Origin of the sequence: Metabacillus dongyingensis, assembly GCF_019933155.2 — a bacterium.
GTDB classification, from domain to species: Bacteria; Bacillota; Bacilli; order Bacillales; family Bacillaceae; genus Bacillus_P; species Bacillus_P dongyingensis.
In genome coordinates this window covers 1,854,745-1,876,561 of the sequence record NZ_CP082944.1, presented here as the reverse complement: position 1 = coordinate 1,876,561, position 21,817 = coordinate 1,854,745, and the positions used below count along the sequence as shown (strand labels likewise).

At 39.8% G+C, this 21,817-nt stretch carries 24 protein-coding genes, 1 other RNA gene and 1 riboswitch; of the genes, 8 read left to right on the top strand and 17 right to left on the bottom strand.

What is annotated here, in order from left to right; genetic code table 11:
• Nucleotides 1-268 precede the first annotated feature (268 nt).
• A complete protein-coding gene (locus K8L98_RS09265; RefSeq protein ID WP_223441577.1) occupies nt 269-823 on the top strand; it encodes a GNAT family N-acetyltransferase in 555 nt (184 codons plus the stop codon).
• Between the two features lie 67 nt (nt 824-890).
• On the top strand, nt 891-1,025 hold the full coding sequence (locus K8L98_RS26565) for a hypothetical protein (RefSeq protein ID WP_275976749.1): 135 nt from the start codon (nt 891-893) through the stop codon (nt 1,023-1,025).
• Nucleotides 1,026-1,217: 192 nt separating this feature from the next.
• Here the strand turns inward: K8L98_RS26565 and K8L98_RS09260 are convergent, their stop codons facing one another.
• The 10 genes from K8L98_RS09260 to K8L98_RS09215 form a co-directional block, all read right to left on the bottom strand.
• Nucleotides 1,218-1,580 (bottom strand): cytochrome-c oxidase, encoded by a 363-nt coding sequence (locus tag K8L98_RS09260; RefSeq protein WP_223441575.1) that lies wholly within the window; start codon nt 1,578-1,580, stop codon nt 1,218-1,220.
• Nucleotides 1,581-1,678: 98 nt separating this feature from the next.
• Nucleotides 1,679-2,800, bottom strand: coding sequence for a Ger(x)C family spore germination protein (locus K8L98_RS09255; RefSeq protein WP_223441573.1), 1,122 nt, complete (start codon nt 2,798-2,800; stop codon nt 1,679-1,681).
• Entirely contained in the window at nt 2,797-3,906 is a 1,110-nt protein-coding gene (locus K8L98_RS09250) for a GerAB/ArcD/ProY family transporter (RefSeq protein ID WP_223441570.1), read from the bottom strand. The genes K8L98_RS09255 and K8L98_RS09250 overlap by 4 nt, the downstream gene beginning before the upstream one ends.
• A gap of 15 nt (nt 3,907-3,921) precedes the next feature.
• Nucleotides 3,922-5,430, bottom strand: coding sequence for a spore germination protein (locus K8L98_RS09245; protein WP_223441567.1), 1,509 nt, complete (start codon nt 5,428-5,430; stop codon nt 3,922-3,924).
• Between the two features lie 105 nt (nt 5,431-5,535).
• Nucleotides 5,536-6,729 (bottom strand): NupC/NupG family nucleoside CNT transporter, encoded by a 1,194-nt coding sequence (locus tag K8L98_RS09240; RefSeq protein WP_223441564.1) that lies wholly within the window; start codon nt 6,727-6,729, stop codon nt 5,536-5,538.
• A gap of 147 nt (nt 6,730-6,876) precedes the next feature.
• A riboswitch (purine riboswitch) is annotated at nt 6,877-6,978 on the bottom strand.
• An 85-nt stretch (nt 6,979-7,063) separates the two neighbouring features.
• Nucleotides 7,064-8,389: a polysaccharide biosynthesis protein gene (locus K8L98_RS09235; RefSeq protein WP_223441562.1), complete on the bottom strand. Its 1,326-nt coding sequence runs from the start codon at nt 8,387-8,389 to the stop codon at nt 7,064-7,066.
• Between the two features lie 90 nt (nt 8,390-8,479).
• The gene (locus K8L98_RS09230) at nt 8,480-9,553 is read right to left on the bottom strand and encodes a Ger(x)C family spore germination protein (RefSeq protein WP_223441558.1); all 1,074 of its coding nucleotides are present in this window, start codon (nt 9,551-9,553) and stop codon (nt 8,480-8,482) included.
• Nucleotides 9,543-10,643 (bottom strand): spore germination protein, encoded by a 1,101-nt coding sequence (locus tag K8L98_RS09225; protein ID WP_223441556.1) that lies wholly within the window; start codon nt 10,641-10,643, stop codon nt 9,543-9,545. The genes K8L98_RS09230 and K8L98_RS09225 overlap by 11 nt, the downstream gene beginning before the upstream one ends.
• Before the next feature lie 19 nt (nt 10,644-10,662).
• Nucleotides 10,663-12,138, bottom strand: a complete 1,476-nt coding sequence (locus K8L98_RS09220; protein WP_223443284.1) for a spore germination protein — start codon at nt 12,136-12,138, stop codon at nt 10,663-10,665.
• A gap of 283 nt (nt 12,139-12,421) precedes the next feature.
• Nucleotides 12,422-13,012: a cell wall hydrolase gene (locus K8L98_RS09215; RefSeq protein ID WP_223441555.1), complete on the bottom strand. Its 591-nt coding sequence runs from the start codon at nt 13,010-13,012 to the stop codon at nt 12,422-12,424.
• Nucleotides 13,013-13,328: 316 nt separating this feature from the next.
• On the opposite strand from K8L98_RS09215, the gene K8L98_RS09210 reads away from it, so the two are divergent.
• A complete protein-coding gene (locus tag K8L98_RS09210) occupies nt 13,329-13,829 on the top strand; it encodes a sigma-70 family RNA polymerase sigma factor (protein ID WP_223441554.1) in 501 nt (166 codons plus the stop codon).
• Nucleotides 13,830-13,881: 52 nt separating this feature from the next.
• Here the strand turns inward: K8L98_RS09210 and K8L98_RS09205 are convergent, their stop codons facing one another.
• The 3 genes from K8L98_RS09205 to K8L98_RS09195 form a co-directional block, all read right to left on the bottom strand.
• Entirely contained in the window at nt 13,882-14,076 is a 195-nt protein-coding gene (locus tag K8L98_RS09205; RefSeq protein ID WP_223441553.1) for a hypothetical protein, read from the bottom strand.
• Nucleotides 14,077-14,144: 68 nt separating this feature from the next.
• A complete protein-coding gene (locus K8L98_RS09200; RefSeq protein WP_223441552.1) occupies nt 14,145-14,792 on the bottom strand; it encodes an SDR family oxidoreductase in 648 nt (215 codons plus the stop codon).
• A gap of 76 nt (nt 14,793-14,868) precedes the next feature.
• On the bottom strand, nt 14,869-15,735 hold the full coding sequence (locus tag K8L98_RS09195) for a patatin-like phospholipase family protein (RefSeq protein WP_223441551.1): 867 nt from the start codon (nt 15,733-15,735) through the stop codon (nt 14,869-14,871).
• A 183-nt stretch (nt 15,736-15,918) separates the two neighbouring features.
• On the opposite strand from K8L98_RS09195, the gene K8L98_RS09190 reads away from it, so the two are divergent.
• Nucleotides 15,919-16,107 carry a YkvS family protein gene (locus K8L98_RS09190; RefSeq protein ID WP_029281718.1) on the top strand — a complete coding sequence of 63 codons (189 nt, stop codon included), beginning with the start codon at nt 15,919-15,921 and terminating at the stop codon, nt 16,105-16,107.
• Nucleotides 16,108-16,312: 205 nt separating this feature from the next.
• The gene (locus tag K8L98_RS09185; protein WP_223441550.1) at nt 16,313-16,819 is read left to right on the top strand and encodes a GNAT family N-acetyltransferase; all 507 of its coding nucleotides are present in this window, start codon (nt 16,313-16,315) and stop codon (nt 16,817-16,819) included.
• 1,185 nt (nt 16,820-18,004) lie between these two features.
• On the opposite strand, the gene K8L98_RS09180 is transcribed toward K8L98_RS09185, so the two are convergent.
• Together K8L98_RS09180 and K8L98_RS09175 are read right to left on the bottom strand one after the other, a co-directional pair.
• Nucleotides 18,005-18,802: a peptidoglycan-binding protein gene (locus K8L98_RS09180; RefSeq protein WP_223441548.1), complete on the bottom strand. Its 798-nt coding sequence runs from the start codon at nt 18,800-18,802 to the stop codon at nt 18,005-18,007.
• A 133-nt stretch (nt 18,803-18,935) separates the two neighbouring features.
• The gene (locus tag K8L98_RS09175) at nt 18,936-19,727 is read right to left on the bottom strand and encodes an AAA family ATPase (RefSeq protein WP_223441546.1); all 792 of its coding nucleotides are present in this window, start codon (nt 19,725-19,727) and stop codon (nt 18,936-18,938) included.
• Nucleotides 19,728-19,827: 100 nt separating this feature from the next.
• On the opposite strand from K8L98_RS09175, the gene K8L98_RS09170 reads away from it, so the two are divergent.
• Complete coding sequence (locus K8L98_RS09170) at nt 19,828-20,502, top strand: SOS response-associated peptidase (RefSeq protein ID WP_223441543.1); 675 nt, start codon at nt 19,828-19,830, stop codon at nt 20,500-20,502.
• 160 nt (nt 20,503-20,662) lie between these two features.
• On the opposite strand, the gene ssrS is transcribed toward K8L98_RS09170, so the two are convergent.
• Nucleotides 20,663-20,850, bottom strand: a non-coding RNA gene (gene ssrS / locus K8L98_RS09165) — 6S RNA.
• 85 nt (nt 20,851-20,935) lie between these two features.
• Nucleotides 20,936-21,262 (bottom strand): MGMT family protein, encoded by a 327-nt coding sequence (locus tag K8L98_RS09160; protein WP_223441540.1) that lies wholly within the window; start codon nt 21,260-21,262, stop codon nt 20,936-20,938.
• Between the two features lie 87 nt (nt 21,263-21,349).
• On the opposite strand from K8L98_RS09160, the gene K8L98_RS09155 reads away from it, so the two are divergent.
• On the top strand, nt 21,350-21,574 hold the full coding sequence (locus tag K8L98_RS09155) for a hypothetical protein (protein WP_223441537.1): 225 nt from the start codon (nt 21,350-21,352) through the stop codon (nt 21,572-21,574).
• Between the two features lie 75 nt (nt 21,575-21,649).
• On the top strand, nt 21,650-21,781 hold the full coding sequence (locus tag K8L98_RS26560) for a hypothetical protein (protein ID WP_275976748.1): 132 nt from the start codon (nt 21,650-21,652) through the stop codon (nt 21,779-21,781).
• Nucleotides 21,782-21,817: the final 36 nt, after the last annotated feature.

Here is a 21,817-nt window from a genome sequence, read left to right as displayed (position 1 = left end):
TTCCTCTTCAATATAATTCATGATTGAAAAGAGCAGTTTAAGCCTATCTAAAACGATTGTTAAGACTGAATGTCAGTTTTGTAAATCTAGTTTCATAGGCACCCTACTTATGGATGAAGAAATGTTATTTCTGATAATTCAAAGGAAATTCAATGAGCAGAGAACAAAAGATATGGTTCGCTTCAAACTTTTTACAAATACTTGATATTAAGGAAAAGGAATCCATTAAAAGATATAGAAAATCTTAATAAAGGAGTTGTTATAAAAGATGCTTCATGAGAAAAAAGTGACATTGAGAAGGTTAAAACCGGAGGATATCCCATTATTATGGGAGTTTATATATGGACAGGCAGAGCCTGAATGGAAAAAATGGGATGCCCCCTATTTCCCGATAGGTACAATGACAAGAAAAGATTTTGAAAAACAAAAAAAGAAAGAAACGAAAGATCCGAATCCGGACAGGATGTACATTGAAGTAGAGCAGCAGTTAATCGGCATGGTTACCTACTACTGGGAACATCAGCCATCAAACTGGCTTGAAGTCGGCATTGTTATTTATCAGCCATCTAATTGGCATAAAGGTGCAGGCACGGAAGCCTTGAAGCTTTGGATACAGCACTTATTCGATAAATATAAGCTGATTCGAATCGGTTTAACAACCTGGTCAGGAAATACAAGAATGATCAGAGTGGCTGAAAAAACAGGTATGAGAGAAGAAGGCAGAATCCGCAAATGCAGATTTTACAAAGGTTCCTATTACGACTCTATCAAGATGGGCATGCTTAGAGAGGAATGGCTTGCCGGATCTTTAAAAAAAGTATAAAAAAAGCGTTTTATCCCCAAAATAGAAGCAGAAGTCAGCTTTTCTATTTTGAGAGGAGGACATGTAGATGGCACTAGTCGTCATTTGCAGACATTGCAGCGGAGCAGGCAAAATCAGAACGAACCCCTTCATTCCTCTTGCGAAAAAGTGCATGCAGTGCAATGGGACCGGCAAATATCAGGAATTCACCTATAAGAATTAAAAAAAGCGCAAGCGCCAATGCCCCCTCCGATTGGCAGAGAAGGATTCGCCAAAAAAGTCCGGTTCTGACTTTTTTGGCGGAACCGTTCTGACCGCAGAGTTAGGCGATCCGCTTGCCAACAAGCGAGCAAAAATTTTAAATTCTAATTTCAACCAAAAAGGAAGCATTCCAGAATGCTTCCTTCTTCTTTTTCTACTTTAAATTCACCAAAACATTATATACAAAAAATAAAAGGCCGATCACCGTTGCGGTTGATCCGATGATTGTAAGCAGCAAGAGACTATTCGTTCCCGAAACAGTAAATACAAGGCCAACCATCATTACCGGCAGTCCGATATTATGAAGCCAAAAGTGAGCCTTTGCCAAAAAATGATCCGTTAACTCAGGAAATAAATAATATAAGATTCCGGCAATTGTAAGTGTCGTCCATCCGAGTAAATTAATATGAACGTGAACTGAAGTGAGTGTATAATCATCAGCAATCGACATATAAAGACCGAGCAGAAGACCTAAAGCCAAGTATAGAACAGAAAACTTGATGGTTTTTATCCCCATTTGATTACCTCCCGTCATTTTAAGATACAATCTAATTTACGCTCTTCAGGCGCTTATTTAGAAATTGTCCATTAAAAAAGAAGGGAGATCACTATCCTTTAATCCATTACACCTATGCTAATGACTGAAACTGTAATGGCAGTTGTTAAGTTCATCTTCTGGTAGAGGCTCCTCCATTGCTCATTGGAAAGATCACTTTTATCGAATGTACTCTTGTACGTTATACCAAAACCAGCAGGATCTGATTCTTTTTCCTTTAAAATCTCTATTAATTTCTTTGTTTCTGATTTGATAGTGTGTTTGATGGCCTTTTCTAAAACCCTCGTCGTAATTTGCTGGTCTGAAACCAGTTCTTCAGATACTTCAAGCAGCCTCGCTTCCATCTTAATGTCAACATTAAAATCAGGGCTTTTCTTATTTTTCACACTGATATCTGACGTGCTTTTAATATTGTCAATGGTAATAAAAACAGATTCATCCCCTTTTTTCTCGACTAATGCTTCTTTCATGACTTCTCTTGGAAGTTCCATTTCAATCGAGCCTGATTTGAAATGCTCGCGGATCAGTTTCAAATAAAAGGATTCTTCGGGTGTAAGCACTCCAACCATCTTATCTTCGTTAAATAGAGCCATCCCCTCAATGGTGACTTTTTTTTCGTTCATCAGACTGATCATTGGCAGAATCGGATCCATACCTACTTCATAGTACGTTTTGAGGAATTCATGAAGGGTGCTCGAAATCGTTTGCTCACTTTTAATGTTCTGCTCAAGCAGTCTGTACAGATACGTTCCTACATTTGTCGTGATACTTAAGTTTTCCGCTGAAAGAATAGAGGCTGCCTCAGGAGAAGCTACGGCCAAATAGCTCATGGTCCCGACAGAAGCATCTCTTGCAAGTGTGTCTACAAATGTGTAGATTCCCCGTCTAGCAAGCTCCTCTCCATACAGCGAGACACGCAGCTGCCCAGAAACTAGATGATGGCTTGTTTCCCGGTTCATGGCTTCCCTGATTCCTTTGCTTGTATTTGCTTCTGATGTCAGCATTTGAGAGACATTCTGACGGGTTGGGTCAAATTGAAAAGCCACTGTTGTGCCTTTAATTTTATTTTGATTGCCAAGATCATAGCCAACTGCTGTAATCATGCCGATTCTCTCAATATATTTTTGTTCCAGGCAACCAGTCAGCATGAAGCATAAAAGAACGAGAATGAGCTTCTTCATATTGATTTTCCTTTTTTAACTATCATTTTTTTAATCAGCGTCCATCCGTAGATAAAGACGATAAATATGACTGTTGCAATAAAAGCAAAGGTGCTGAAGCGATCCGTGAACTTGATGGTTTTGTCTACTGTATTCAAGGTGAAAACAAGACTCATGACAAAGATGGAGGTGACGATAATGGACCACTTGTCCTTCATTCTGAATGTTCTCTTCAGTCCTTGAAAAGCTGCCCACATATAAAATAATAAGTTAGGAAGAATGATGACCATCCATAGGGAAATCGCGATAAATTCAAATCGCTCCAGATTAGGAATTCTAACAATCTTAAGCATCGTAAGTGTAGCCCAGACCGTTTTTTCCAGCTGCTTTGGACTAAAGTACACAATCGCGACAATCATTAAGACTAATACTAGTATCGTTGTAAAAAAAAGGCCCAAGTGAGCAAATTTTTGTGCTTTCTTTTTATCCTTCAAATAGGGATAGACAAACATAATGACTTCATAGCCAAGCATGGTCAAAGTCATTCGGTAAGCACCCCGCAGCAATTCCGCAGGAGATGCGGACAGAACCGGAGACAGCATCCTCCAATCAGCATAACTGAGAGGCTGAAACAGCATAAAGATCATCCAGGCAGTGATAAAAATAACCAGGAAACTTGCCCCAAATAGGACTCTTACGCCTCCTGTCACTCCATAATAGGTAAGAAATAAGAGAAGGGCCCCAAGAAGCCATTCGGGCATCTCAGGAAATATCCATGTTTTCACAATAAGAATATAGTCAACAAGAATGACCGAAAAGGCAAGAAGATGATAGATCACATAAGTCATGTTAATAAGGCTGCCTATGTATTTTCCAAAAAGATCACCATTAATGCTATATAAGTCTGCACTCTCATATTGCTTTAAAATGCTGAACATCATAAAAATGAGCACATGAATCCCTAATGCAGCCATAATAATTGAAATCCACGCATCCTGTTTGGATTCCATAAAAATAATCCGCTGAAAGCCTGCAATGCCAACTCCGTTTTGAACACTGAAAATGAGAGCAGCGAGCAGCCATGCCTGAACCATCTGGTTTTTAGGAGGGGATAAATTTATTTTCATGTCAGTACCTGCTTCTTATTCATCAGTATCCCTCTTCTTTTCAGCAAGTCTTCGCGGAAAAATTTCATTATCAATTGGACTGTTAGTGATCGGCCTTTTCGCAAGATATTGTACTGGCAGGCGGAAGAGAGAATACTTAAGATCCTCTTTGCGGAATGGATAGATCGGAGCAAGATATGGTCTGCCGAGCGTTGTTAATTTTAAGAGATGCAGCAGAATAAAGCATAACCCAAACATAATGCCGATTAATCCTAAAAAACCTGCCAGAATAATCATAGGAAAACGGGCAATGCGAATGGCAGAACCCATCATATAGCTTGGAGCTGTAAACGATCCAAGCGCACTTAGTGCGATAATGATGATTAGAATATTGCTTGTAAATCCGGCCTGAACAGAAGCCTGCCCAATGACAATACCCCCTACAATCCCCATCGTCTGGCCGACTTTTGTAGGCAGCCTTGCCCCAGCCTCACGGAGAAGCTCAATAATAAACTCAAAAAGCAGGGCTTCAAAAACGGGCGGAAAAGGAACATTCGCCCTTGACTGGCCTAGGGATATCATTAATGCAGAGGGGATCACCTCATAATGATAGGTAAGAGCTGCAACATAAGCAGGTGTTGCAAAAACAGAAATCAACATGGCCGTAAAACGCAGAAATCGAATAAACGTGCTTAAATTCCAGCGCATATAAACGTCTTCCGTTGATTCAAAAAAACTTAAAAACTGAGTAGGTGTTAGAATGGCAGTCGGACTGCGGTCTACTAAAATGCCTACTTTTCCTCTTAGGATGGAATATGAAAATCGATCAGGAAGCTCTGACAGCAAAAATTGAGGAAAGATTGTAAAGGAATTATCTTCAATGAGCTGAACCAAGACAGAGCTATCTAAAACATCATCAATGACAATTTCGCTGATTCTTTGTTTTACTGTCTGAACATTCTCTGGATCTGCAATATCCTCAATGTATACAATCCGAATTTCCGTTTTAACTCTCTCGCCAATTGTAACTTTATCTGTCCGCAGTTTCGGGTCATTAATATTAGCGCGGATCATGTTGATATTTTTCCCGATGGATTCCGTAAACGAAATTTTCGGCCCAAATACCAACGACTCTGTTTCTGCTTTATCAATCGACCTTTCGTCTATATGGGGAATATGAACAAGCAGACTTTTCTTTTCTTTTGTTGAATACAAATAAACAGCGCCTGTCAGCAGAGACTGAACGGCATGCTCCTTTCCTTCTGCCGCAGAAATGTTTCCTGTACTGATAATCTGATTCAGTTCCTCTATGCCAATGCTTGTGCTGCTCTCTTTCTGAATCGGTTTAATAATATCTTCGCTCAAGCTCCTGATGTCAACTAAGTTCACCAAATAAGCGATTAACACAGCGTTATTGTCACTGCATAAAATGGTGCGGAATGTCAAATCCGGATTACTGGACATCGCCTTTGTCAGTCTTTCTCTTACTTCTTGAACGGAAGGAGGCTGAGTGCTGTCTCCTGTTTGCTTTTGCTTAAAAAACATATCAAACAACTCCGATGCCAGCTGGTTCTTTTAGTGTTTCCATTCATGCCATTTTCATGAAAAAAGAATATATTAAAAAGCACCTTAAACAAGGTGCTTTAATTCCTACATAAACATTCCTACTAATACTGCTGTAATAAAACTTGCTAATGTTCCCCCGGCGATCGCCTTTAATCCAAGTTTTGATACAAGGGAACGCTTCGTCGGCTCGAGTGATCCCAATCCGACGATCAGCTGGCCAATGGATGACAGGTTGGCAAAGTTACAAAGAGCAATCGAGAGAATGGCTACTGTTTTAGGATCTAACTCATCAATCATTTTGCTTAAGTCAAGATAAGCAACAAATTCATTGACTGATAATTTCGTTCCGATAATAGAAGCTGCTCTGAAAGCATCCTCAAACGGAATCCCGATCATGATAGCAAATGGGTAAAACACATATCCAAAGATTGTGGACAAGTCCGTTCCGATCAGACCAAGTCCTCCATTGATCAAGGCGAGGATGCTAATAAATGCAATCAGCAGACCTCCAATGTTCAAAGCGAGAGTTACACCGCTTACGGCTCCCTCAGCAATCGCTTCAAACACATTCGCATGCTTTGTTTTTTCCATGGCAACATTGTCATTTGTTTTGGAAACCTCTGTTTCAGGCTCAAGCAATTTGGCGATGATCAATGAAACAAAAGGAACGCTGAAAACGGAGATAAGAAGATATTTCATGTCGATTCCCATCAGTGAATACCCTACAAGTATCGCCCCGCTGGCAGAAGCCGTGCCTCCCACCATAACCGCAAATAATTCGGATCGAGTTAAATCCTTCAAATACGGACGCACCAGCAGCGGTGCTTCAACTAGTCCTAAAAAGGAATTTCCGACAGCACTGAACGTTTCAACTTTCGTTGTTCCAAGGAGTTTCCCAATCGATAAACCAATAATTCTTACAACAAAAGGAATAATTCTCAAATAATAAAGAGCGGATATAAGTGCAGAAATAAAGATAATGACAGCAAGTACATTTATCGCAAAAACAAATGTGATGTTTGAACCTTCACCATAAAACCCGCCAAAAACAAACTCAATGCCTTCACTGCTGAAATCAATAATTTTTTGAACAGCGAATGCCGCTTTCTCTAAAATCATCTCTCCCGCTTTTACCTTCATTACAAATAATATCAAAGCAGCTTGAAGCAATAGCCCTATGCCGATTGTTTTCCAGGGAATGCTTTTGCGGCTGCTGCTTAAAAGCCAGCCAAGAAATAATATACCTGCAAGAGATAAGATTCCGTATAAAATACTCAAATGAATGCCCCCATTTATTAAAATTATCAGTCGTTTTCCTATCATGATTAGCGCGGTCAGATGTCTGACGTCTTAAAATAAATAAAAAAAGAGGCCCCTGTTCAAGACTTTATAAAGAAAGCTTGAACAATGACCTCTGCGTCAGACACCTGTTCGTACTCTCCTTATAGTCCGGCACTTTAAGGCTGCCAGGTAGAAACTTATGGACCATATCTCCATGATTATATAAGGAAAACGTATGAAGTTATCTCCGTATTTTACAGGGGGACAAGTGCTATTTCAATCCTTTTTCTTATTATCAAACTAGCAAATGTATTTCAATCTTTCAGAACCATCAGTAAACACTGTTTCTGCGCTCTGTAAGCCACAGGGTAATCCCGATTTTCTGGCAGATTGTCACATAATGCATAAGCGTTAATAACACAATGCCTGTATTCATGCCAAGTATAATCCCAGCCATTTGCAGCGAGGGCTGTGAACCAAGCAAAAACATCATGCCAAACGAGACGATATGTGACCAGACAGTATGGTAAAAAGCGTCTTTCACAAGCCCAAGTCCGATTAAATAAGCCTGCATGGGAATGACGAAAAAGTGAAACAAAAAGTATGGCCACAGCAATTTCAGATAAAAGGCTGCCTGATCAGATGAGAAAAAAAGCGATGTCAGCGGTTCAGCAAAAAGATAAATAATAAATACGGCCGGTATTCCGTAAAGCATAGTAAAAGACATCGATTGCTGGAGAAGGACCCGCAGCGTTTTTGTATCCTGCTTGCCGTACGAATCAGACACGTTTGGAATCAGCATGATCATTAAGGAATGAGCAATAAATGCCGGAAAGAAGCCAATTGTCATCGCCACTCCAGTCAGCATGCCAAAATGCTCAGTTGCAGCAACCGTGCCGAATCCGGCTGAAATTAAGGCTGTCTGGATTAAAAAAGGCTGAATGGCATTCGTAATGGCATGAAAAATCCTCAGGCCTGTAGTCGGAAGAGATACAGACAGCAGCTTTTGCCTTGCATGTTTGCCGGTTGTAAATGTGTTGTTCTCATTTTTCAGAGCATGCATATGTACCAAAAATATACTGATCAAATAGACAAATACAATCAGTTCACTGCCTATAAAAGCACAGAGCGCAATCAGCAAAGCATTTTGATCAAATTGAAAAATGGTGAAAATGAGCAGCAGCACACTGAATTGCACAGCTTTTCTTAAAAAATTCGAAAACGCAATCTTGCCCATCTGCTGAACACCCATAAAATATCCTCTCGCAATCGAAGAAAACGACGCAATGGGAATTAGGCCAATAATCAGCCATTTTACAATCGGATGAAATCCCTCGAGTAAAGAAGTAGCTGAAAAAAGGACGATGCTTGCAAGCAGTACGGCAAGGGTAACAACTATTGTCATCTGCAGGGCGTGGCGCAGCATACTGTAATGCAGGACCCGTTTGTTTTCAGCAATGTATTTTGAGATAGAAATCGGCAGTTCAAGACTTGCAAGGACCGCAACTAAAAATATAACAGGCAAAATGGACATATACCTGCCCATTCCTTCTTCTCCAAGCTCTCTGGCTAAAATCATGTTGACGAAGAATTCGATGCATTCACTGAAAAAAGCGGCTACGATCAATAAGAGGGTTCCTTTGAAAAAAGAATTCATGCTGACTCACTCCTTGGCGAAGAACTTTCTAAAAGTCTATGAGACAAGTCATTGAATTATTTTAAAATTTGTTTTTATGTTCGTTTTTACCTAATCAATCACACCTGTTTCAGTTATCATGACCTCTGGCTTAATTTCTACAGACAGTTTTGGATAGATCTCTTTCCATTCTTTTTTTCCAAACCCTCTAATCCTGCTTTCCAATAGATCTTGGATTCCGAGAGGATCAATATCCGTTTCTTTAAATTGTTCGATCAATTGTTTAGATTCGTTTATAATCTCTTTTTCAAATGCTTTTTCCATTTCACTTTTGATTTTTGGTGTAATCATTCCTCCGGTATACTGCTGAACAATTCCGCTGATTTTTACTTTTATCGTAAGTTTGGTTGGATCATTCTTATTTACTTCTATTTTGCGGTTAGAGAAAATGGTTTTTACCGCTGCTAGCTCCTTTTTCGGCAGTTGAAGTGAATAGGTTCCTTCTGTATATTTATCAGCAATCAGTTTAAAAAAAATCAGCTTTTCATTTGGAATTTCACTGACCATCTTGTCACCTTTAAATAGCGCAAGTCCATCAAGTTCTACAGTATCACCTTCCCCCTTTTTCAAAATGGGCAAATAGGGGTCACTGTCCTTTGCATTCAAATCATATATAAAAATGTGCAAGTTCGTTTTTGGGATATCTCTGTTTTCAATATTATGACGGATCAGGTTTGAAATATATGCAGCCGCTCCTCTGGTACCAAATTTCGCCTTCATAATGGAATTAGCACTCTCTCTGCCTACTGTCAAATAGACTCTCGATCCTACACTTGCATCCCTCTGAAGAGTATCAACCAGAGTTGTCAGCCCTTTTTTAGCAATTTCCTCTGAATAGATGACAACTGAAATTTTCCCCAGAACAAGAGGGTCAGATGATTTACGCTGAAGGTGAGTTAAAATATCTTTGCTCACTTCCAAGGACGTGGTGTCCTCAATGATCTCACTTTCCACAGGAGCATCCTTCTTATATACGGGTATGACAACAGTTCCTTTTATTTGATCGGAGCCTTCCATGTCATAGCCTGCTACCGTAATAATATTTACATCGTCCAATATTTCTTTTTCTAAACAGCCTGTCAAAAGCAGCAGCGGAATGAAAAGAACAAGCATTTTACGTTTCAACCTTCCGTCCTCCCTTCCATTTCCGGTAAATTAAAGTGAGTAAGTACATTAACGGAATGTAAGCTATAAATAAATAGAAACCTACCTCACCAAGAAGATTATTAATAAAATTAATCTGTTCACGGTCTTTTATTAAATTTACAGCTGCATAACTGACGGCGAGGACAATCAAGATTGTATATTTCTGTTTTATCTTCACAATTTGTTTTATGCCTCTGCTTGCACACCAGAGGTTTAAACAGACGTTCGGCAGGATGACGAGGTTCCAGTTTGCGATCCCAATGTATTCAAACCTCTCCACAAACGGCATCTCAACAATTTTCCACATAGTCAGTGTTGCCCATACGTTTTTCTGAAGCTGCTCTTCACTAAAATAAACAATGCTGAACAGCATAATAATCAAATAGAAGAATGTTGTAAGATCTGCACCCATGTGTGCCCACTTTTTTGATTTTTCAGGATTTTTCAAAAAAGGATAGTACATAAGCAAGGCTTCGAAGCCTAAGATTGAAAGCGACATATTCTTCGTGCTTTTCAAAAGATCACTGATGGAATGATCAAAAAATGGCATCAGGTTATTAAAATTCGCAAATTTCAGTGTGAACAGAAACGTAAATATCAGGTATCCCGGGAGAACTACACCGAAAAAGCAAATTCCTGCCACCACGCGAAACCCGCCGTTTAATATGTAATAAACAAGAAGCAGAAAAATAAAGCTGTACATCCAGACATTCAGATCCGGAAACATCCATACTTGTATAACTTCTATATAAGTTCGGAGGATGTTAATAGCAAGAGATATAAAATAAATAATGAAAATTGCATTTAATCCATTGCCGATCCACTTGCCAAAAATCTTTTTATGAATATCCAGGATGTTTCCCTCTTGATCCTTTAAGATCTGATAAATTAAAAAGATGGAGATATGAACAATGACTCCTGAAGCAAGAATCGCTATCCAGGCATCGTGACCGGAGTCCAGCGAAATAATGCGCTGAAAGCCTAGTACTCCCACACCAAACTGAAGGGTGTGAATAAGAAAAAATGCAAGAAAATGCGAGACTTGATACCGTTCTGCTATCTTTTTCATCTGAACACCTCACGATCTGTTATTCATCTATATCATGTCTCTGTCTCGCTTTTTTTGTTGAAAATTTATCGGGCTGTTTCGTCCGAAGGGCCATAGGTCTCTTACTTAAGGTAGAGAAAGGGAATCGGATAATCGCATCTTTGAGGTCCCTGCTCCGGGGCGGATAGACCGGCACTAAAAAGGGCCTTCCGAGAGAAGTCAGCCTCAAGAGATGAGTAGTTAGAAAACAAAAACATAAAACGATGCCAAGAAGACCATAGAGTTGTGCGAAAATTAAAAATGGAAATCTCAGCAGGCGAATTGTATTGCCCATCTTGTAAACCGGCGTGGTAAAAGATGCAAGGGCCGACAATGCGACGATGATCAGCAGAACGTTACTGGTCAGGCCAGCTTCAACAGATGCCGTTCCAATAACGATCCCGCCTACGATACCGATTGTCTGGCCGACCTTTGTCGGCAATCGTGCTCCAGCTTCCCGGAGCAATTCAATTGTAAGCTCCAAAAATAGTGCTTCCAATATAGGAGGCAGAGGAATTTCACGCCTGGATGTTACAAGCGTGTTCAGTAAATCCTTTGGAATTAACTCATAATGAAACGTCAGTGTCGCTACATATACTGGTGTAACAAGGATGGAAAACGCAACAGCAAAGACACGGATCAGCCTGAAAAAAGATGCCAGTACCCAATTTAAATAATAATCTTCGAAGGATGAGAAAAATTCCACTAGAGTTGTCGGTCCAATTAATACCTGCGGAGATCCATCGACAACTATAGCTATTTTTCCTTCTGCTAGCACAGCAGCTATCCTGTCAGGGCGTTCAGAATCAAGCACCTGCGGAAAAGGAGAATTATGATTATCCGAAATGAATTGGGCAACATAACCGCTGTCGCCTATTTGATCATACGTAATATCTCTTAACCGCTGAGTAATCGTGTTTACATTTTCTTCATCTGCTATGCTGTCAATATAAAGAACAGCAACTTTTGTTTTGGACAAATCGCCAATTTGCATTTCTTTTATTCGGAGCTGCGGCACTTGTATTCTTTTGCGAATCAAATTGATATTAAATTCAATCGCTTCTACAAATGCTTCTTTCGGACCTACTACACTGAATTCAACTTCAGGCAGTGAGATGTCCCTTGCTTTATTCAATGTAGCTCTTAATAATGCACACGGACTTCCATATTCAGAGAATGAAATAATGATATAGCCTTCCAGCAATTTCTCAGAAACAATATCCGTGTCAATCGTGACTATGATTTCTTCAATTGGTACAATTTCTTTCAGTTGATGAAGAGTATTCCATTTCTCCTTGAGCAAAGGAGATAATATGCTCTCATGCAAAGTCTGCGGATCTGCAACTGTCCGAATGTAAGACACCCAGAATTTAACCTCTTTTGCATTGTGCTCATATTGGACAAAATCTGATGAGGCCTTAAAGCAAGTAATTGTTTCAGCCATCGACTGCTTTGGTTTGCCATTCTGCTTATACATCTTGTTCACGATTTCCACCACGCTTCACGATCGTACTTTCCCTTATATTTCCTCCCGCTTTATAAATTATTCAGGCAGAAGAAACTGTAGAGTTTCTGCACGCTGCAATAAGTCAGGAAGTTTTCCAAATTTATTAGCGAAAAGAGGAAAGTGAAATTAAAAAAGTTCAATATAAATTTTTAAAAATCCGCTAAAGATGCAGCTTTGTTCAGTTAAGGCTAATGACAAACACTGATCTAACAACAAAAAAACTCCCATCCAAAAGGACGGGAGCTGCCATTATTTATTTTGCAAATGTGTGTCTTCCGATTGTAAGTGTGACTTCTCTAGTTCGAATCCAGTCGCTCTCAGCTGTTACAGGATTATAGAAATAGACAGAATCATTTCCCATACCCTCATATGCCAAGGCTTCTTGAACCGCTTCTTCAGCTTCTTCATCAGCAGGTTCATTAATTGAGCCGTTTTCAACTGGAGAAAACGCGTAAATGCCAGATTGCTTTTGATAAATAACGTCTCTGATTGTATCCGGGAAACGATCGTCTTTCACACGGTTTAAGACAACTGTTGCCACAGCTACTTTTCCTGCATACGGCTCACCTTTTGCTTCAGCATGAACGATGCGGGCCAATAAATCCTTATCTTCATCTGAAATCGACTGAGGCACCTGTAATTTTTCGCCTACATATAATAATTGACCGCTTTTATGATTAAGGGATTGAATCTCTTTAATGGATACTCCGTACTTTTTGCCGATCAGCCATAAAGTATCACCAGTTTTAACTTCGTGTTTTGTTGCTGCCTCTGCTTTTTCAATCCCAAATAATGAAAAGGTAAGTGCAGAAATGATAGTAAAAGTAAAGAATGCTTTCTTCATTTGTAAACCTCCCAGTTTTCATTCGGATTCGTCTGTTAGAAGTACAAGTTATAGCCTAACAGCTTTATTCAACAGAATCATTGCTTAAAAAATGGAAGGATTACCAATTCAATGTTCAAAATAATACGGCATATCCGTCATTTTCAGAAAATGAAATAGAATATAGCGGACATTTCCCCATGCATAAACAGCAAACTTGCAGCTTTTATCCATAGAGAAATACGTTCTTTTCTCCTTTTACCATTTCACATTCCTTTCTTATGATAAACGTACCGCGGAATACTTTAATGGAGCGCTCCTTAATGGAGACTTGAAAATGATTGAAGAAAAAAGGTTTGAAGAACTTGTAAAGCAGTATCAAAAAATGATTTATTATCACATTAAGCATTTGAACATTACAAAAAATCAGGAAGAATATCATCAAATTGGACTTATCGCATTGTGGAATGCTTCAAAAACCTATGACAATTCTAAAGGCACCTTCAGCACCTATCTTTATAAGTGCATAAGAGGCCAGCTTCTTAATGAAATGAACAAACAAATCAGAAGGCAAGAACACGAGGAGCTTCGTGAACATCATAACGATGTGATGATGGAGGATGATCCTATTAAGGAAATGTTAAACGAGCAAATTGTCCGCTCATATAGTCATATCCTGTCTCCGATGCAGCAGAAATGGCTGATTGGCTATTGCATTGAAAAGAAAACGCCATCTGAAATTGCAGAGAGCGAAAAAGTAAGTGCGGCCAGTGTGAAATCATGGAGAAGAGAGGCATTAAAGAAGATCAAAGCCTTACCAGACGAATCACAAGTCTGAACCATTCGGGAAAAGAAAAACGGCTGTCACAAGTGACAGCCGTTTTTCTAATTCAGCTCCGGGGAACCTGCATATACCTATATACAACACTTCCGCCCTGTTGGGCAATTCCGCGAAAATGCTTAAAATCCTCCCGTTCAACAAGAGCGGTCCTAAAGGTAAGGAACACTTCTTTTGGAACATGATATTCATTCATTTCGCCATTCTTTAAAGATTCCAGCATCTCATTTGCCAATTGTTTATCCATGGAACGAACTTCCCCCAAATCTTTTCATATATGCAAGTTTACTAAGGAGAAGTCCGCTTGTCCATGTCTTAATAAATAAATTTTAATGCTTCCTCTATGTCAGTTTCACCAGAGAGGATTTCAAACGTTTTGTTTTTCACTTCTTCATGAGTAAGTGAAGCAATCAAAACTGCTGCCACGTCTTCACGGGAAATGCTGCGGTTTTCTTTGTTCTCTATTTTTTGGGACGCTTCAATCTTCCCTATTGCTCTTTCATCCGTCAGTGCACCAGGTCTCACAATTGTATAGGAGAGATCAGATCCGCGCAGATATTCATCTGCAATTGCCTTTGCCTTAAAATACTGCTCCATTGAGTCAGGACCTGCTGAAGGATTATCTGTCCCCATAGAACTCAGCATGACAAAATGCTGAATCCGATGTTCCTTAGCTGCGTCAATCAGGTTTTTAGCCCCTTCCTGGTCAACTGAAATCGTTTTATCAGGTCCCGTTTTTGAACCTGATCCGGCTGCAAAAATGACTGCATCAGCGAGATGAACCGCATGTGATACATCTCCTTCAAGATCGCCGACAACGGTTTGGGCACCCAGCTTCTTTAGCTCTTTTTCCTGCTTTGGATCCCGCACCATTGCGATGGCGCGATGCTCGCCTCCGCGTGCAATTTGTTCTATTATATGTCTCCCTGTTTTTCCGTTAGCTCCTGCAATTAATACGTTCATTCTTACCAACACCTTTTATTTAGTATGATTGTACTTTTCCCCCAGGAAACTTCCTTCAAACGTTTGAAGCGGTTATTCAGGTTAAGACGTGATGCGGCTCCTGCCACTTACGCAGTGCTTCAAAACATGCTTCTGCATCCTGTAAACCCTGCTCATACAGCTTTTCAAGTTTAACCGGATTTCTTTCGATCCGGTCAACTTCGAGCTTTTTAGTAGGACGGATCACAAACACATTGCCGAGCCTTTCCTGCTCCTCAATATAATCAAGCGTCTGGTTATAATGCTCATAGCGGTTCAGCATGGCATCTGCAAGCATTGGAAATGCCCTGAATGATCTTCTGACCATCCATTCCATGCTGCTCTTTTTCTTTCTGTATCCAGCATTTCGGGTTAAAATGACCACATTCCGGACATTGCCGTCTGCTTGTGATTTTTTGATCGGAATCGAATCGACAATCCCCCCGTCAAGCAGCTTCCTGCCTTCGTAATCAATCATTGGCGCAATGAAGGGAAGAGAGCTTGAGGCTCTCAAAATTGTTAAAATATCACTGCCGATATCCTTTTTATTATAGTAAACAGGCTCTCCTGTCTTACAGTCTGTTGTTCCTACTAAAAATGTCTGATCGCTTTTTAAAAAGGCATCAAAGTTAAAAGGAACAAGTTTGTTTGGAATCTCATCAAAAATGAAGTCCATTCCAAATAGCTGCTTATGGCGGATAAAATTCCCTAACGATAAATAGCTCTTATGATTGGCGAAATTGATGTTTACCGTTTTATTTCTTCCTTTTTGCCTTGAAATATATGAAGCGCCCATGCAGGCACCTGCCGAAACCCCGATTACATAGGGGAAATAAAAATCTTTTTCCATAAAATATTCTAATACTCCCGCGGTATAAACCCCGCGCATTCCTCCGCCTTCGAGGACAAGACCTGAAGAAACCAAGCTAATTCGCCTCTTTCAAATTCAATTTTATCTTACTATAACATGTTCAATTCCCCTTCTACACCTAATCTGTTTGGCCCTTTTTCGAAATTCTTGCACAATTTTGATTGAAAGCCTTTACTTAACTGAAAAAATAATGTTAAATAGTCCTAATGGGGATCTGTATAGAGAAGGAGAGAGGAAATGAAAATCGCTAAAGTTGGCAATGTGATTGAATTCAGAGACGGTTTACGTGGCATCGTGGAGAAAGTTAATGAAAATTCAGTGATTGTAGACTTGACGTATATGGAAAATTTCCGGGATTTAGATCTTGAGAGACGGACGGTCGTCAATCATAAAAACTATAAAATTGTAAAAGAACAGCTTCATTGATTTAAAAACAGCAGCCTGATAAGAGAATCCTCTTTCAGGCTGTTTTATTTTTTCCTTAATTCGGATTTTACATGGCTTTAATGAAAAGAAACCATACTAAATAAGAAAGACAAAATTGCAAGGTCAGCTCCGAAAGGCAGATAAGGAGCGGGAAAAATGTCCGGAAATGATTTTTCACTCTAGGAAAAGGAAGAGAGGTGCTGATATGGAATTTCGGCTGCTGACAGAGGAAGACACAGAGCAGTACCGGGCGCTGCGGCTGCAGGCCCTGAATGAGCTGCCTGCAAGCTTTGCTTCAAGTTATGAATCGGAAAAGAAAAAATCAATTGAGGAATTAATCCAAGAGATAATCCCTTCAGAATCTGCGTTTATTATGGGGGCTTTAATGGATTCAGAGCTTTCCGGCATCGCAGGGTTCAAACAGGAGAGTCTTGAAAAAATGAAGCACCGCGGCCAAATTCTTGGAATGTACATCTCCCCCGCTATGCGCGGCAAAGGCTTAGGAAAAAAATTACTGGGCTCTCTTATTGAGAGAATTAAAGAAAATGCGGCCATTGAAAAAGTTGATCTTGCGGTGGCTGTTGATAATCAAAGCGCCAAGGCGTTATATGAATCTTTGGGCTTTATCCAATACGGCGAATACAAAGAAGCTCTGAAAATTGCGAATGGGTATGTGGATGAGATTTATATGAGTCTGGAGCTTGAACACTAATTGGCAGCTTTTGATAGAAAAGTAAAGGGGAGATTGGATAATTGGCTAGGTGACCGAACACGATCTGAGTCCTCAAAAAAGACAACTACATAGTTTTTAGTACTCAATGAAGGTGTATGTGTCCTCAAAAAAGACAGCTACATGGTTTTGAGTACTCAAAGTAGGTGTATGTGTCCTCAAAAAGACAACTACATGGTTTTGAGTACTCAAAGAAGGTGTATGTGTCCTCATAAAAAGCAACTCCATGGTTTTGAGTACTCAAAGAAGGTGTATGTGTCCTCATAAAAGACAACTCCATGGTTTTGAGTACTCAATGAAGGTGTATGAGTCCTCAAAAAAGTCAACTTCATGGTTTTGAGTACTCAAAGTAGGTGTATGAGTCCTCATAAAAGACAAATCCATGGTTTTGAGTACTCAAAGAAGGTGTATGTGTCCTCATAAAAGACAACTCCATGGTTTTGAGTACTCAAAGAAGGTGTATGTGTCCTCAAAAAAGCAACTCCATGGTTTTGAGTACTCAAAGAAGGTGTATGTGTCCTCATAAAAAGCAACTCCATGGTTTTGAGTACTCAAAGAAGGTGTATGAGTCCTCATAAAAGACAACTCCATGGTTTTGAGTACTCAATGAAGGTGTATGAGTCCTCAAAAAAGTCAACTTCATGGTTTTGAGTACTCAAAGAAGGTGTATGTGTCCTCATAAAAGACAAATCCATGGTTTTGAGTACTCAAAGAAGGTGTATGTGTCCTCATAAAAGCCAAATCCATGGTTCTGAGTACTCAATGAAGGTGTATGAGTCCTCAATAAAGTCAACTCCATGGTTTTAAGTACTCAATGAAGGTGTATGAATTCACTGAAAACAATCATTTTTTAAATAGGAATTGCTGCTCATTCTTAATCTTAATAATGCTTTTTTAGCAGCGTTAACCGTTTTATAGCAGATGCTGTCAAACTATTGATTGCAATAATGAGGTACAGATGGATCCAGCTCGCAAAAACAAATCCAATTAGCGCGAAACATCTCCGACTCGCAAGAATCTTTTTTCAATTAGAAAGAACATCTTTTCAACTCGCACACCTGAATCTCTCATTAAAGTTCCTGTTTTTATCTGCAGCCGGCCATTCTAAAAAAGCAAAAATCCGCTGCTTACAGCGGATTTCCCATTTACTATGTATCTAGTAATCTATTATTGATAAACTTTAATGTTCACTGGTTTTCTGCCCCAATTGATTGCACTGCTTTGACCTGCAATAAAGACATCAATCTTGTTGCCTGTAATCGCACCGCCAATATCAGCTGCAATCGCTTTTCCGTAACCTTCAACTTCTACTGTTGAACCAATTGGAATCACGTTCGGATCAACGGCAATCACTTTAGCATCAGGGTATTTTTTTAAATCCACACCCATCTTCGTAACTCCTGAACATCCTTCGCAAGAAGCCGTATATGCCGTGCTTGTAACCGTTAACTCTTTAACAGTGCCTGAAACGCTGCTTGATTTTTGATTTAACTTACTAAAGGTTTGCGGTCCAGCGATACCATCACTTTTCATTCCTTGCTGCTGCTGGAAATTGGCTACTGCACTTTTCGTGCCGTTCCCGTAAATTCCATCAACAATACCAGTGTATACTCCCCACTCTTTCAGCAGACGCTGAAGCTTGATTACTGGTTTTCCCATATCGCCATAGCGCAACACTTTAATTTTTTGATTCGTTTGTGGACCTGCGATTCCATCAACCTGAATCCGGCTCTTTTCCTGAAATTCTTTCACCGCTTCTTTTGTAATTGGACCATAATAGCCTGTCTCTTCAAAATATGGGAACACACTTTTTGATAAAAGATGTTCCTGCAGTTCTTTAACATCTGAATGGCTCATACCCTGTGAAAGTGTTCTGTCTCCAAGTGCTGCTTCCCCGCTCAGTGGAAAAATTACACTTACACTGAGTACAGATGCGCCAATCAATCCCATAAGCTTTTTCCTCATATTGCCCCTCCTCATGTAATAGTAATACATCACACTATACGTGAAAAAGTTGGGAGTGTTGGTGTATTGAGGAAAAAACAAAACGGAAGAACTAGAAAAATGTCAATTATTAGTCCGTATTTCGACAAAATACTCATAAGTGTTTAAGGTATCTTTCAGGCGAATTCAGAAATTCTCTCGTAATTCTGACATGTTCTAAATCATCATATTGAATGCTTTTTAAAGGCAAGTCATCAAGTGAATAAATAACAGCATCTGGAAAAGCCATTAAGATAGGAGAATGCGTCGCAATGATAAATTGAGAGCCCTCTTTGATCATTTCAAGCAGCATACTGATTAAACTCAGCTGTTTCATCGGGGAGAGCGGACTCTCTGGCTCATCAAGCAAATAAAAGCCGTTTGGGCGAAATCTTGATTGAAAAAACGCCAAAAATCTCTCTCCGTGTGACCGGTTGTCTAACCCTCTCCCGTAAAGTTCCTCAATTTCCCCGATCGTTTTATGATAAGGAGAGGCAGCAAGCTGACGGGCCAAAATCGATTTGTCCCGGTATTCATCTTCTACTTCCTCAAGCCTTTTTGCTGCCTCTGCTCTCATGTGCGTGACGTTGCGGGCATAAGTCATAAAGTCATCTGCCTTTAAATAAAAACCTTTTTTTGTTTTTGCACTCCATGAAAGCTTTAACTGGCGGGAAAATCTCCTGATTTCGTCATTTAAATCGTCATCATCTGCTGATGCAATGCGGATTAAACCTGAATGCTCGGCTATTGCTTCAAGCAGTGTTGACTTACCGCTCCCATTTTCACCTGCAAGAATTGTTACCGGTGCATCGAACGACAGTGTAAGAGTTTCTTTAAACAGCGGAAGTCCATAAGGATACTCCTGCTTCTCATAATCAGGGACAAAGCTTAATCTCTTTAAATGCACCACAGATCTCTCCTTTTTAGTTTTTATTATACGACATCTTTTTTCTCCTTGTCTAAAGGGAATGATAACGGTATCATTTTACTTAAAAAGGAGAATGTCCATGTGCGGCAGATACACCTTATTCGCAGAGTATTCAGATCTTGTAGATCGATTTCATATAGGCGCAGCCATTGATGAAGATGAGTATGTATACAGCTACAACATCGCTCCTTCCCACGAAGTACTTTCAGTGATTAACGATGGCACTCAAAATCGAATGGGGTTATTAAAATGGGGGCTCATCCCTCCTTTTGCAAAGGATGAAAAATTCGGATATAAAACAATCAATGCCAGAGCAGAAACATTAGCCGATAAACCAAGTTTCAGACATGCTTTCAGGAATAAAAGATGTCTTGTTCTTGCCGATTCATTCTATGAATGGAAACGGCATGAAAACGGCAAAACACCGATGAGAATTAAAATGAAATCAGATGAGCCCTTCGGTATGGCGGGCTTATGGGAATCATGGAAATCGCCAAATGGCAAAACCATCTATTCCTGCACCGTGATCACAACCGAACCAAATGAGCTGATGAGCTCCATTCACGACAGAATGCCCGTTATTCTGAAGCCCGAAGACGAAGCAAGCTGGCTTGACCCATCTAATCATGATCCTGATTATCTTCATCAGTTTTTGAAGCCCTTTGACCAAACACAAATGGAGGCGTTTGAAGTATCTTCTGATGTAAATTCTCCTAAAAATAATGGGGTGCATTTAATTCGGGAGATTTGCTGAATATGGATCCTGAGGGTTCTGCTGAGATGATCTACGGGGAAAGAGACTGATCTACGAGTTCATTCTAAAAAATCCTTGTTTTTAGCCATATAAACCTAATGATTGCAAAATATCAAAAAAACCAGCTCCTGAGGTAGGAACTGGTTTTAAATGAATAAAGAAAGAAGCCACAATTGCCGTAACTTACGTAAGAAAGTTTTAAACCACCACTTCTCAAAGTGGGTGTTTGCAGCAGCTTTCCTGTCTTCCTCTGCTAATGGAGGCATGACATTTCAGATGCGATATAAAACTCCCTATTACAGCTTAAAGGTTAAAACTTAATTATCATTACGTACAATGCAGCTTGTAGTAGTATATTACATCATTATAAGACAGCGGTCAACCGAAAAGTTTTAATTCCCCGAATAAGGATTAAACAGTGAATTTAGCTCTTTTACCAGTCAGCAGCATCCATCCCGGCATCATAGATCCAATCCTCAAGATGGATTCGATATTCATCGATAAAAGAGATGCCTTCATCTTCTAATAATTTTTTTTGCAGTCTGCCGGCTTCCGTCTCCTTTATTCCGATTTCCCCCTTGGAATTTATGACACGATGCCATGGCAGAAGATGCTTTCCGCTCATCGAATGAAGAATGCGGACAACCTGCCGCGCTCCTCTTGGCTGACCGGCGCACCGCGCAACTTGTCCATATGTCATCACTTTTCCGGCTGGAATTGATTTTATAATTAATAACGCTCTTTGAGTAAAAGTCTCCATCTTTGATCTCCTGTTCAATAATATTCTTCCTTCTATGATAAACTAAACGTAATGCATTTCACTACTGACCAGAGAGCGGTGCTGATCATGGCAAAAAGAATACAGATACCTTCAAATCTCTTAACCCATCATTACATTCAGAATGAAAAGACCGAATTGAAGATCGTCACACCTCATTATGAGCTGAATCCAGATCTTTATTTCTCAGAAGAACTGTCAAAGGCATTTAAAACAGAAGCAATGGAGCTTTTTTATTCGTATGTACGCAAGGCTAACCGCATGGAAGGCGAGAATGAATTTGAATTTAAGTAAAAGCATGTTGTCCCGCCAGGTTTCGAGTTATAATAAAAGTAAGGCCATATTTCTATGAAATAGGATGGTGACATTATGAAGAACCGAGACAAGCGTCAGAAACGCAAGCGTGACATGCTGAAGGACTATATAAAAAGCAGGCTAAAGAATTTAAAGCCTAAAACCAGCAAGCCACCCGTATCAAATCATCAATCTGGACGTAAATAATAAATAATCACTTTTTATTAGGTAATCCTGCAAACC

Bases quoted from the DNA above. Each gene is read 5' to 3' on its own strand.
- K8L98_RS09160 (WP_223441540.1), bottom strand. From the start codon at position 21,262: ATGGAGACTTTTACTCAAAGAGCGTTATTAATTATAAAATCAATTCCA.
- K8L98_RS09190 (WP_029281718.1), top strand. From the start codon at position 15,919: ATGAAAATCGCTAAAGTTGGCAATGTGATTGAATTCAGAGACGGTTTA.
- K8L98_RS09200 (WP_223441552.1), bottom strand. From the start codon at position 14,792: ATGAACGTATTAATTGCAGGAGCTAACGGAAAAACAGGGAGACATATA.
- K8L98_RS09250 (WP_223441570.1), bottom strand. From the start codon at position 3,906: ATGAAAATAAATTTATCCCCTCCTAAAAACCAGATGGTTCAGGCATGG.
- K8L98_RS09210 (WP_223441554.1), top strand. From the start codon at position 13,329: ATGATTGAAGAAAAAAGGTTTGAAGAACTTGTAAAGCAGTATCAAAAA.
- K8L98_RS26560 (WP_275976748.1), top strand. From the start codon at position 21,650: ATGAAGAACCGAGACAAGCGTCAGAAACGCAAGCGTGACATGCTGAAG.
- K8L98_RS09265 (WP_223441577.1), top strand. From the start codon at position 269: ATGCTTCATGAGAAAAAAGTGACATTGAGAAGGTTAAAACCGGAGGAT.
- K8L98_RS26565 (WP_275976749.1), top strand. From the start codon at position 891: ATGGCACTAGTCGTCATTTGCAGACATTGCAGCGGAGCAGGCAAAATC.
- K8L98_RS09245 (WP_223441567.1), bottom strand. From the start codon at position 5,430: ATGTTTTTTAAGCAAAAGCAAACAGGAGACAGCACTCAGCCTCCTTCC.
- K8L98_RS09225 (WP_223441556.1), bottom strand. From the start codon at position 10,643: ATGAAAAAGATAGCAGAACGGTATCAAGTCTCGCATTTTCTTGCATTT.
- K8L98_RS09255 (WP_223441573.1), bottom strand. From the start codon at position 2,800: ATGAAGAAGCTCATTCTCGTTCTTTTATGCTTCATGCTGACTGGTTGC.
- K8L98_RS09260 (WP_223441575.1), bottom strand. From the start codon at position 1,580: ATGGGGATAAAAACCATCAAGTTTTCTGTTCTATACTTGGCTTTAGGT.
- K8L98_RS09220 (WP_223443284.1), bottom strand. From the start codon at position 12,138: ATGTATAAGCAGAATGGCAAACCAAAGCAGTCGATGGCTGAAACAATT.
- K8L98_RS09205 (WP_223441553.1), bottom strand. From the start codon at position 14,076: ATGGATAAACAATTGGCAAATGAGATGCTGGAATCTTTAAAGAATGGC.
- K8L98_RS09185 (WP_223441550.1), top strand. From the start codon at position 16,313: ATGGAATTTCGGCTGCTGACAGAGGAAGACACAGAGCAGTACCGGGCG.
- K8L98_RS09170 (WP_223441543.1), top strand. From the start codon at position 19,828: ATGTGCGGCAGATACACCTTATTCGCAGAGTATTCAGATCTTGTAGAT.
- K8L98_RS09180 (WP_223441548.1), bottom strand. From the start codon at position 18,802: ATGAGGAAAAAGCTTATGGGATTGATTGGCGCATCTGTACTCAGTGTA.
- K8L98_RS09215 (WP_223441555.1), bottom strand. From the start codon at position 13,012: ATGAAGAAAGCATTCTTTACTTTTACTATCATTTCTGCACTTACCTTT.
- K8L98_RS09155 (WP_223441537.1), top strand. From the start codon at position 21,350: ATGGCAAAAAGAATACAGATACCTTCAAATCTCTTAACCCATCATTAC.
- K8L98_RS09235 (WP_223441562.1), bottom strand. From the start codon at position 8,389: ATGAATTCTTTTTTCAAAGGAACCCTCTTATTGATCGTAGCCGCTTTT.